We start from the raw sequence: 11,273 nt of genomic DNA on the forward strand, positions 1-11,273 counted from the left end.
CCACCCCTGTCTTCCCCTCTTCTTCGAGTGCGCGCCGCACGGTAGCGGCGGTGTGCTCCATTGCGGACGTCCGGGCACTGCCTATGGCGTCCGCCCCTCCCGAAGCCTGGGAACCAACCCTCGAGATCGACTCGATGCACGACAAACGAACCCAATGGTGGTGGCTGATGGCCGCCTGGGCCGTGGCTCTGGTATCCACGCTGGGCGCGCTCTTCATCGGTGAAGTGATGGGCATGACGCCCTGCGTGCTGTGCTGGTACCAGCGGATCGCCATGTTCCCGCTCGCCCTCATTCTGGGCATGGCCGTGTTCGCCGAGGACCGGCGCGGTGCGGTGTATGCGCTCCCATTCGCGCTCGCTGGTCTCGCGCTGGCCGCCTATCACAGCGCACTGATCGCCGGCTGGGTGCCACAGTGGTGGGTGCCGTGCGGCACTGGCCCCTCGTGCAGCCAGCAAGCCCTGGTCATCCTTGGCGACATCCAGATTCCCTGGCTATCGCTGGCGGCCTTCCTCGCCATCGCCGCCGCCTTGACGATTTATCTGATAAGGACCCGTAAATGAACACACGAAAACTCCTGGCACTCGCCGTGTTGCTGATCCTCGGCCTGGCCTTTTACTTCGGCATGGATGCCTATCGCGACCGCACACAGGCCGAACAGGACACGCGCATCGCTGTGGAAGGAAGCCGCCTCGTGCGGATGCATACCCCGATCATCGGGCCGCAGAACGCGCCGGTCACCATCGTCGAGTTCTTCGATCCCGCCTGCGAGACCTGCCGCGCCTTCTATCCGATCGTCAAGCAGATCATGGCCCAGCATCCGGACAAGGTTCGGCTTGCGCTGCGCTATGCACCCTTCCATCACGGCTCGGACCAGGTGGTGAAACTGATCGAGGCTGCGCGCAAGCAGGGACTCTATACCCCGGTGCTCGAGGCGCTGCTGGCCGCACAGCCCGAGTGGGCCGACCACGCGGCGCCCAACATCGGCATCGCCTTCGAAGCAGCCGCTCGGGCCGGCCTGGACATGGAACGCGCCCGGCAGGACATGGAAACGCCCGAGATCCAGGCCGTGCTCGCGCAGGACATCGAGGATCTGACCGCGTTGCAGGTCAGCAAGACGCCGACCTTCTTTGTCAACGGACGCAGTCTGCCCAGCTTCGGTCCGGAACAACTCACACGCCTCGTGGCCGAGGAAGTGGGGAAATTACAGCGGTGATCGAAGCGTTCGGGCTCGCTGGCCTGCTTTCCGTGATAGCAGCGGCCGCAAACCGGGGGCGAGCTTTACAGGCACGACTCCGGTTTGCCCGAGAACAAAACGCAGATGAGCTCGACCGATCCGAGCAAATCAGGAACTACGTTTCGGGATCGCTGCCGTGCAGTCCCTGAAGTTCACGTAAACCTTGTCCCCCACCTGCAACTTCGGCTCAGCTGGCAGCCTCGCAGTCCGCGCATACGGATGGCCGTTGCGTTTGAACGCGATTGTCACGTAGGTGACGTTACTTGCCTCTCCGACTGTCTCATCTCTGCAGTCATAGAACGATGGCCGTTGAAGCTCTTTGCCCAAGCCGATCTCGACGACAGTACCTTTGCGCCAGCCATCGCCCTGCGCGTACTTATCTTCATACACGACGGCGGCCGCACATCCGGTCAAGCCACCAGCGACGACCAAGGCCAGTCCTGGCCCAATCAATGCTTTCATCTTGCTACCGCCGAGCGCCTGAGGTGACCGCCTGCGCGCCGTTGCCGCAGGCGGTCGGGCGGAGTCACTTCAGTGTGAAGCGTGCCGTGGTGGAAGGCTTGCCCGGAAGGGTGACAACCGCGACCAGCTTGGTGCCGGCGCCGACCTTGAAGCTACCCTTGGCTTCGAGTCGATCACCTGCAGGCCTGAGTTCGACATCTTGCTTGTTTGCGCCAGACAGCAGCGTGAGCTTGGCACTGCCGTTTGCCACATCAACAGGCTTGCCGTGATCGCGAAGATGCAACTGGATCACCTCGGGCTTGGCAACGAGTTCGAGATCGAGATCCTTGACCTCGACCACCACGCCTCCATGCATCGATTCATGCTCGTGAGCATGGTCATGCTTGTCGGCTGCAAAGGTGGGGCCCACAGACACGAGAGCAGCGAGGGCGACGACTTTTGAGAACTTCATGGTTTTTCCTTTCTGGTTTGCATGAGGCGGGTTAAGCAGCGTCAGAATGCTTCGGCATTTCGATCGTCGAGCAGACTCTCTGCATCGCGGCGGCCGAAGAGCCAGAACATTGCAGGGGTAAGGAAGGTATCCAGCAGGGTCGAACTGATGAGGCCCGAGAAGATCACCACGGCCACCGGATGCAGAATCTCGGTACCCGGGCGCTCGGCCTCGAACAGCAGCGGTGCAAGCGCAAACGCGGTTACCAGTGCGGTCATCAGCACCGGCGACAGGCGCTCGATCGAGCCCCGCAGGATCATCGTGTGGTCGAAGCTCTCGCCCTCGATACGCATCAGGTTGAGGTAATGGCTCACCTTGAGGATGCCGTTTCGCACCGAAATACCTGCAAGCGTGATGAAGCCGACGAGTGCCGCCACCGACAACGGCTGACCGGAGATCCACAGTCCAATCACCGCCCCGACCAGTGCGAGCGGAATGTTCGCCATGATGAGCGCCGAGAGTCGAACCGACTTGTAGCGGCTGTAAAGCACGACGAACATCAGCACGAGTGAGATGATCGAAAGCAACCCGACTAAACGGGATGCCTCTTCCTGAGCTTGGAACTGCCCGCCGAGGGTGATGAAGTAGCCCTCGGGCAACTTAAGGTCGGCCACGACGGCACGGATGTCCTCGACGACCTCCGATAGCGGACGCTGTTGCGCATTGGCCGAAAGCACGATGCGGCGCTTACCGTCGTCCCGGCTCACTTGGTTCGGACCGTCACCATCCTCGATCGACGCCAGCTTCGACAAGGGCACATGTCCGGTCGGCGTTTCGATCAGGATCTGAGCCAGCCCGTCGACCGAGCGCGCCGTTTCCGGTAGGCGAACGACCAATGCGAACCGTCGACCACCCTCGACGATCTGGGTGACCTTCTCGCCCTCGACGAGGTTTTGCAGCGCGGCCAGAATCTGCGGTGCCGGCACCCCGTAACGGGCAGCGGCCGCATAGTCGATCCGCACCTTGATCTGCGGCGCGAGCACTTGCTTCTCGATCTCCAGGTCGGCGAGCCCCGGAATGGCGGCAAGCCGCGTTCGCAATAGGTCAGCCTGACCGCGCAGGGTGTCGAGATCCTCGCCGAAGATTTTGATCGCGATCTGCGAGCGCACGCCCGACAGCATGTGGTCGATGCGATGTGAGATCGGTTGCCCGATCGCGATCGCAGCTGGCAGATTGACCAGTCGCGACCGGATGTCTGCGGTGATCTCACCCATTGAGCGGCTCAGCTCACCGGCGGGTTTCAGCCCCACATCGAGCTCGCTGACGTGGACACCTTCCGCATGCTCGTCAAGCTCGGCCCGCCCGCTTCGGCGCCCGACGTGCGTCACTTCGGGAACCTGTTTCACGAGCACTTCCGCTTGCTGCGCGAGCGCGGTCGACTCCGCCAGGGTAACGCCCGGGTTGAGCCGCATGCCGATCAGCAAGGTGCCTTCGTTGAACGGCGGCAGAAAGGTCGTGGGGAAGAACGGTACCGCAGCGGCAGCAATTGCCACCGCAACCGCACCCGCTGTGACGGCCGCCCTGGGGTGCTCGAGCACCCCCTGCAACGCCCCGCGATAACGTGCCTTGAGCCAGGCGAGCAAGCGCGTGTCACCGTGATCGAGGGACTTCATCCGGGGAAGCAGGTAAAAGGACAGCACCGGCGTCACGGTCACCGAGACGACCAACGAGGCGAGCGTGGAGACGATGAACGCCACGCCGAGCGGCACGAACAGCCGCCCCTCCATGCCAGGCAGCGCGAACAGCGGCAAGAACACCAGCACGATGATGATGGTCGCGTAAAGGATGGCCGAGCGCACTTCCATCGTTGCGCGCGCCACGAGTTCGATCGGGTGAAGCCGATGGTCGTGATGCTTTGCGCGGTCCTCCTTCAATCGGCGCAGCACGTTCTCTACGCCCACAACCGCATCGTCGACCAAGCCGCCAATCGCAATCGCGAGACCACCAAGGGTCATCGTGTTGATCGACTGCCCGAAATACTTGAAGACCAACGCCGTCATGAAGATGGACACCGGAATCGCGGTGAGCGCGATGATCGTCGGGCGCAGGGTGCCGAGAAAAAAGAAGAGGATTGCTGCAACGAACACCGATGCGCCAATCAGCTTACCCTTGAGCGTGCTGATCGATGCCTCGATGAAAGTCGCCTGCCGGAAGGTCACCTCCGGCGCATCCATCCCGGCCGGGAGCGATATCTTCATCTCTTCGAGCGCGGTTTCGATCGAGCGAGTCAGGTGAATGGTGTCCGCCGTAGGCTGCTTCTGAATGCCGAGAATGACGGCCGGTTTGCCCTCGAAGCCCGCATCCCCCCGTTTGGGCGCCGCTGCGAAGGTCACGGATGCGATCTGACGCAGCAGGATCGGCTGGCCATCTCGCGCAGTGATCGCGAGGTTCTTCAGATCCTCCAGGCTCGAGGTCCGACCGAGATGGCGGATGAGATACTCGCGCCCGTTCAGTTCGAGAAAGCCCCCCGAGGTGTTCGACGAGAAGCCTCGAATCGCCCCTTCCAACTGCTCCAACGAAACACCGAGCTCAGCCATACGGCGGGTGTCGGGCTGAACCTGGAACTGCCGCACCTCCCCGCCAATCGGGATGACTTGCGCGATGCCGGGGATCGCCATCAGGCGCGGACGAAGAACCCAGTCCGCATACTCTCGGACCTGCATCGGCGAGATCTTTGCCGTGTCGATCGGGATCGCGATCTGCATGATCTCGCCCATGACCGAGCTGATCGGCCCCATGCGCGGAATCACGTCTTCAGGCAACCCTTCCTCCATGGCTGAGAGGCGTTCCGACACCATCTGCCGGGCGCGGAAAATCTCGGTACTCCAGTCGAAGGTCACGTAGATGAAGGACAGCCCCGAGCTCGAGGTAGAGCGCACTGACTCCACGCCGGGCAAACCATTCATGGTGGTCTCGAGCGGAAAGGTGATGAGTTGCTCGACCTCCTCCGCCGCCATGCCGCCGGCTTCGGTCATGATCGTGACCGTCGGCTTGTTGAGATCCGGAAATACGTCCACGGGTGTTCGCGAAAGCGTGAACGCACCGTAGGCCATCAGTACCAGGCTGGCGATAATCACCAGCAGCCGGTTACCAAGGCTGTTGTCGAGTAGCCACTTGAACATCGGATAGACTCCCCGTCAGCGGATCTGGTTGATCAGCGTGGCGGCACGGGAGGCGACCCGCTCGCCGGCTTCGAGGCCGGACGTCACCCCAATATTCACACCGTCCAGCGGCGCGATCGTGACGGTCCGGGACTCGAAACGTTCGGGCGCCGTCTTTACCCAGACGATGGTTTGGTTTGCCGAATTCTTCAGCACCGATGCTGCGGGAACGCTTACACCCTGCTGCGTGCTGCGCGACTGGACGAAGACCTCGACCGGCTGCCCCACGGCAAGAAAGGCCAGCGCTTCACCTTCGGCTGCAAAGGTGAGTGGCAAGGCCTGCTCGCGCAGGCTGCGGGCGGCGCCGATGAAGGTGAGCGGGATCCGCTGGTCGCCGACCGCAAGACTTGCAGAGGCGACATCCGCCGCCATTTCTGGATCATAGGAGAGCGCCTCGACGCGCAGCCGCTTCGGGTCGACGATCTCGAACACGAGCTCGCGCGCATCGACCACCTGGCCTGACACGGCGTTAGTCGATGCGATCACACCGCTCACGGGTGCGGTCAGGACATCACGGGCATTGAGGCCACCACCGATCGCTTTCGATCTAGCCTTCAGGCTGGCAAGCTCGCTTTCGGCCGCTTCGATCTCCTTGCGCGGTACCGTGTCGGCGAGTTCCTTCAGACGCGCGAGGCGCTTTTCCACAAGGGCCCTGGCCGCGTGCAGCTCGGCCAATTGCGCCATCTGGTTAGACCGCTCGATCTGGTCCGTCGAAGGACTGACGTAAGCCAGCACGACCCCCTTCTTCACGGCCTGACCGACGCTTGGCAACCCCTGCGGGCCCGCCTCCAGGCGCCCAGCCACCATGGCCTGCACCTTTCCGCCGGCATTCGGGTCCATGACCACCTTGCCGGCCAGCGCGGTGGTACGCGGCAATTCGCCGGCTTCCGTAACCAACGTGCGAACACCGATCTGGCGTTGTGCCGGCTTTGGCAGAAAGACACTGCCATCGGCTTGCCGTTGTGGCCCATTGCCTCCTGCCACAACTGGACCTTCATCGCCATGATCATGGCCTTCGCCAGCAAAGGCATTCCATGAGGCACTGGCCGATACCAGCGCCAGCGCAGCAAACAGTACGCTCAGCTTCATGCGGCACCTCCAGTCGAGCGATTACGCGAATTCCCCTTGCGAAGCACAATCCAGCCGATGAGGCCTAGCACAAGCCCCCCCGCGCCTGCCCCAATTGCGTAGGGTTTAATGTCCAATTCGGCAACCTCTTCGTGCGCCTCGGCGGCGGTCTCATGCAAGTCGAGCTCACCAGCGAGCAAATCGGCGTCCTGGCCGGCAATCACCGTTGCCGTGACAGAGACGACACCCGGCTTGAGCGTCTCCTCGAGCGTGGCCCCGAACTCACCGTCGGCATGGGGCGTGAGCGCAACGGCCTTCCCATCGAGTTCCAGATCGACCTTTGCGTCCTTGACCGGACTGTTGTCAGCGAAGTGGTCAAGATAGACGGTGACGTTCTTGCCATTCACTACGCCGACCAGCTCGAAGAGTTCCGAGACGGCGGTAAATCGCGGCAATGCCGGGCCCGCTGTGGTCGCGGGCGCTTCTCCATGGTCGTGTCCGTCACCGGCCAGCGTTTGCGGGGCAAGCCCGGCAAGCACGGCAGCGAGGCTCCATGCCGCGAGGGTATGAGTGGATTTCATTTTGGGGATCCTGTTATTCATTCGGGAAGCAGGCCCAACGCTTGGCGCTGGGCCGAGATGGCGGCTGCCAGATCAATACGCGCGCGCGCGCGCTCGCGTTCGGCCTCGGCCGCCTCGAATTCGATGCGCAGACGGGTCGGCAGATCGGCCTCACCGAGGCGGAACGCCTTCTCGAAGAAGCCGCGTGACGCCTGTGCGAGGTCGGAGCGCCGTTCAGCAGCGGCGACCTGCTGCCGTCTCGATTCGACGCGCTGGTGCGCCATCTCTGTTTCGGCCAGCAGACGTTCGAGTTCGATCTGCAGTTGCGCCTCGGCCTCGATGGCCTCTGCATTGGCGCTTGCAACGCGGGACCGGCTGCGCGAACCGGAACCAAGCGGAATGCGCAAGCCCAGCGTGACTGTCTGTTCCCAGGATTCACCCGATGCGCCGCGTTCGCGGGTGGTCGTGACACTCAACTCCGGATTCGCGCGGCCCTGAACGCTGGCAAGGGTCATCGTGCGCCGCGCAACGTCGACCCGATCACGCAGCTCGGCCACTGCAGGGTGCGCCGTCTCAAGAATCTGTGTCGGTGTCGCAGCGGACGGGACGGGCTCCGGCGCAGACACCCCGCCGGATGAGCGTTCTGGCCCGATTCCAGTGAGCGTGCGCAACTGCTGTGCAGCATCTGCAAGGGCGCTTTCTGCCTCGGCGACGGCGGCTTCAGCTGTAGCTTGGACACCGTCGGCCTGATGCTGATCTGCGCGCGCCAGATCACCCGCCTTGATGCGCTTGGCCACGTCGGCGGCCAGTTCGCGGGCGTTCGCGAGACCCGCCCTCGCCAGCGTCACATCTACACGCGCGCGTTGCCAATCCCAATATGCTGTGCGTACCGCTGCAGCGGTGCGCAACTGCGCGCCGCGAGCCCGGCTCGCCGTGGCAGCTATTTCGGCAGTGGCGAGGGCTGCAGTGCTCGAACGTTCGCCCGACAGCCAGATCGGAACCGCGATACCGACCTCGTACTCACGGCTCCCGCGATTGCTGTCCAACTGATCGGTCTTACCGGCTACCTCAAGGGCGGGCGGTTCGACAAACCAACTGTTGGCACTGTCGCGGCGCGCCTGCGCCGCTTCCTGTTGAGTCGTGAGCGACAGCGCTTCAGGCTGGCGTGCCCATGCTGCCTCGAAAGCGTGCTTGAGGGATAGGGCGGCACTTGGGGCCGGGGGGGTCAGCTGCTGCGCCCAGACACCGTTGACGGCAAGGCCGAGCATTAGCGCAGGCAGCCATTTGAGATGAAGTTGCTGAAACATCCAATTCTCCGTTGATGGAAAGACACGGGGAATCGGCAGAGGGCGATCGGACCGATCGCAATGGACGCGTGACGCTACCGCTCAAAGCGGTAGGAACATCAAGAGGGAATGAAGGCGACCGCCCTGCCGATCAGGCTGGGCGGGCCCATTTAGGGCGTTCGGGCTCTGCGGGATGCTCCGCAAGTGAGCACCCAGGTGTGACGCCGATGGGGAGGGATGCCTGATGCTGTGTGAATAGCGCGCTGGACTCACTCGTTACTGCTGAAGAGCCCACCACCTGGCACGATGCGCAGTCTGTGTGTGCGCCCTTCGTCAAGCCCCCTTTTTCCTTGCCTTTTGCATCTTCGGTGTGACGATGCGCGTGATGACCAAAATGATTGGCTGCGGCACCGGATTCGTGCGCGCAGTAATCGCCCACCGCCGCCCAACTCAGTTGGGCAGGCAGCAGGATCAAGAGGAAAATCGCAAGCCAACGACGCATGGCGCGGATTCTATCAATAAGGATTTGCTATCGTCGACAGCGACGGTACCAATGGGCAGACCAAACGGCGCTTTACGAGAACCTGCTGGGCGAAACGCCTGGACGGCCCGACGTCTCGCGCCGATAGGTGGCTTCAGGAGCCTCTGTACAGTTCATTCATGTACGCGCGCTCTGTCGGGGTCATGTCGACCAGCTCCTTGAGGACTTCTGCACGGGTCTTGCCGGGTCCGGAAGCACGCGAGGGCACCGCGAGGCCACGCTGCAGGTAGAAATAGCTGCCATCGGCCTTTGCCTGTTCGAGCTCGCGCAACACCTCGGCGCGGGTTTTCGTGCTCGTGGAGTGATCCGGATGGAACGTGAACCCCTGCTCGCCGGGAGCGGGATGCCACAGCGAGCTGGCTTGCGCAGCCGCAGGAACGACAAGGACGGCAGCAAGAAGCGAAAAAAGGGCAGTGGTGCGGGTTTTCGACATGACGAGACTCCTTCGTTCAACGTGAGAGGTGGCGTTCGGCATAAGCCGCTTGGCGTCGCCTTGCACCGAACACGTCGCGGACTTTAAAGGTCCATCCTCGTCGAATCGCGAACTGCCAGATTACGATTTCGTAATGTGATGGTTTCGGCATCTCCGCGATAATCGCTGCATGAAGATTCTGGTTGTGGAAGACGAGCCCAAGCTCGCCGAATACCTACGCAGGGCGCTCACCGAAAGCAATTACATCGTGGATGTCGCGCACAGCGGCACGGATGGCCGCTATCTCGCGACCGAAGGGCATTACGACCTCGTCCTCCTCGACGTCATGCTTCCGGGGCTGGATGGCTATGCCGTCTTGCAAGAACTGCGTCGGGGCAAACACGTACCCGTCCTGATGCTGACCGCGCGGGACGAGGTCGAGGATCGGGTCAGAGGCCTGCAGGCGGGTGCCGACGATTACCTGGTGAAGCCGTTTGCACTGTCCGAGTTGCTCGCTCGCGTGCAGGCCTTGTTGCGGCGCGGTGCCTTGCGCTCGGATAGCCAGGATTCAACGGTGCTCCGTTTGGCGGACCTCGAACTCGACCTGGTTCGGCGCAAGGCGTCACGATCCGGGCAGCGCCTCGACCTGACCGCCAAGGAGTTCACGTTGCTGACGTTGCTGCTGCGCCGGCAAGGGCAGGTCCTTTCCCGTACCGCGCTCGCAGCGCAGGTGTGGGACATGAATTTCGACAGCAATACGAACGTGGTCGAAGTTGCGGTGCGCCGGTTGCGCGGCAAGATCGACGACGCTTTCGAGAAGAAGTTGTTGCATACCGTGCGCGGCATGGGATACGTCCTTGAGGACCGGAAGCCCTGAGAATGCGCAATCCGCGTTCGCTTAGCCGCTGGTTATCGTGGTGGCTCGCCGTGCTGGCCTCGCTGGGGCTCGGCTTGGTCTGCTCGATCGTTTACGTGGGCGCGAGTCTAAATCTCTCCAACAAGCAGACGGACGAACTGCGGCACAAGCGGGACATAGTGCGCCATCTCGTCGGCGAGATTGCAACGCGGGACGCGTTGCCGAGCCTGCGTCACAAGCTCGACGACTTCTTTGTGGGCCATGCCAACCTCGAGTTACGGCTGATCCAGGGATCTGACGCTCTTCTGTACGCAACTCCGGCGCGTTCAAGCCCCGGCGCAATCCTGCGGCGGGATGAGTTCGAAATCTCCGTGCCATGGTCGCCCACAACCATGCTGCGCGCCGAATTGATGCTCGACAGCAGCGCCGACGCGCTGCTTTTGGAGCAGTTGGCCTGGACGCTACTCGCGAGCGCCCTTGGTGGAGCGGCGGCCATCTCAGTGGGCGGCGCATGGCTCGTTCGTAGAGCGCTCTTGCCTGTTCGCGACCTGGCTCGACAAGCAGCGGCCCTAAGCCCGGAAAGCGTTGGACAGCCGCTTGACGGCTCCGCCCAGGCACAGGAGCTTCAGCCGTTGGTCACACAATTCAACGCGCTCCTGGTTCGATTGAACCGCGCATATCAACAACTGGAAGGGTTCAACGCCGATGTCGCTCACGAGCTGCGCACACCGCTGGCGACCTTGATTGGTGAGACCGAGCTAGCTCTGAGTCGTCAGCGCGATGTCGCCGAACTGCGCGATGTGCTCGGATCGAACCTCGAGGATCTTCAACTTTTAGCGGGGCTGGTCAATGACATGTTGTTCTTGTCCCGGGCCGATCGCGGGGAGCGCGCCCGTCGCCACCGTGTGGATAGCCTGGCCGAACTGGTGTCCGAGGTCATCGAATTCCACGAAGCGTCAATGCAGGAGGCCGGCGTGACTGCGCGCTTACGCGGTGACGGCATGGGCACAGTCGATGCTGGTTTGGTTAGGCGTGCGCTATCGAACCTGCTCGCCAACGCGACCCGTTTTGCAGAGCGCGGATCGGTAATCGAGGTCGATATCAAGCAGGACGCGGATGGCCGCATTTGCCTGTCTGTCAGCAACACGGGCCCTGTCATCCCCCCGGAGCATTTGCCTCGTCTATTCGACCGCTTTTATCGGG

General features: G+C 62.6%; 11 protein-coding genes. 4 read left to right on the plus strand and 7 right to left on the minus strand.

Features of this window, described 5'->3' with window-relative positions:
* Window positions 1-134 precede the first annotated feature (134 nt).
* The gene (locus C662_RS15175; protein WP_225433332.1) at window positions 135-560 is read left to right on the plus strand and encodes a disulfide bond formation protein B; all 426 of its coding nucleotides are present in this window, start codon (window positions 135-137) and stop codon (window positions 558-560) included.
* The gene (locus C662_RS15180; RefSeq protein WP_002930999.1) at window positions 557-1,213 is read left to right on the plus strand and encodes a DsbA family protein; all 657 of its coding nucleotides are present in this window, start codon (window positions 557-559) and stop codon (window positions 1,211-1,213) included. The genes C662_RS15175 and C662_RS15180 overlap by 4 nt, the downstream gene beginning before the upstream one ends.
* A gap of 129 nt (window positions 1,214-1,342) precedes the next feature.
* On the opposite strand, the gene C662_RS15185 is transcribed toward C662_RS15180, so the two are convergent.
* The 7 genes from C662_RS15185 to C662_RS15215 form a co-directional block, all read right to left on the minus strand.
* The gene (locus C662_RS15185) at window positions 1,343-1,696 is read right to left on the minus strand and encodes a hypothetical protein (protein ID WP_002931000.1); all 354 of its coding nucleotides are present in this window, start codon (window positions 1,694-1,696) and stop codon (window positions 1,343-1,345) included.
* A 64-nt stretch (window positions 1,697-1,760) separates the two neighbouring features.
* Window positions 1,761-2,147 carry a hypothetical protein gene (locus C662_RS15190; protein WP_002931002.1) on the minus strand — a complete coding sequence of 129 codons (387 nt, stop codon included), beginning with the start codon at window positions 2,145-2,147 and terminating at the stop codon, window positions 1,761-1,763.
* Window positions 2,148-2,188: 41 nt separating this feature from the next.
* Window positions 2,189-5,308: an efflux RND transporter permease subunit gene (locus tag C662_RS15195; protein ID WP_002931004.1), complete on the minus strand. Its 3,120-nt coding sequence runs from the start codon at window positions 5,306-5,308 to the stop codon at window positions 2,189-2,191.
* A 15-nt stretch (window positions 5,309-5,323) separates the two neighbouring features.
* The gene (locus tag C662_RS15200) at window positions 5,324-6,436 is read right to left on the minus strand and encodes an efflux RND transporter periplasmic adaptor subunit (protein ID WP_002931006.1); all 1,113 of its coding nucleotides are present in this window, start codon (window positions 6,434-6,436) and stop codon (window positions 5,324-5,326) included.
* Window positions 6,433-6,996, minus strand: a complete 564-nt coding sequence (locus tag C662_RS15205) for a hypothetical protein (protein ID WP_002931009.1) — start codon at window positions 6,994-6,996, stop codon at window positions 6,433-6,435. The genes C662_RS15200 and C662_RS15205 overlap by 4 nt, the downstream gene beginning before the upstream one ends.
* A 17-nt stretch (window positions 6,997-7,013) precedes the next feature.
* Window positions 7,014-8,282: a TolC family protein gene (locus C662_RS15210; protein ID WP_002931011.1), complete on the minus strand. Its 1,269-nt coding sequence runs from the start codon at window positions 8,280-8,282 to the stop codon at window positions 7,014-7,016.
* 614 nt (window positions 8,283-8,896) lie between these two features.
* Window positions 8,897-9,235, minus strand: a complete 339-nt coding sequence (locus C662_RS15215) for a DUF4148 domain-containing protein (protein ID WP_002924873.1) — start codon at window positions 9,233-9,235, stop codon at window positions 8,897-8,899.
* A 169-nt stretch (window positions 9,236-9,404) separates the two neighbouring features.
* Between C662_RS15215 and C662_RS15220 the strand changes: the two genes are divergently transcribed.
* Together C662_RS15220 and C662_RS15225 are read left to right on the plus strand one after the other, a co-directional pair.
* Window positions 9,405-10,091 (plus strand): heavy metal response regulator transcription factor, encoded by a 687-nt coding sequence (locus C662_RS15220; RefSeq protein WP_002924878.1) that lies wholly within the window; start codon window positions 9,405-9,407, stop codon window positions 10,089-10,091.
* 2 nt (window positions 10,092-10,093) lie between these two features.
* The coding region (locus C662_RS15225; protein ID WP_002931013.1) for a heavy metal sensor histidine kinase at window positions 10,094-11,273 on the plus strand (1,180 nt) is incomplete at its 3' end.

Source organism: Thauera sp. 28 (assembly GCF_000310145.2).
In the GTDB taxonomy this organism is placed as follows: domain Bacteria; phylum Pseudomonadota; class Gammaproteobacteria; order Burkholderiales; family Rhodocyclaceae; genus Thauera; species Thauera mechernichensis.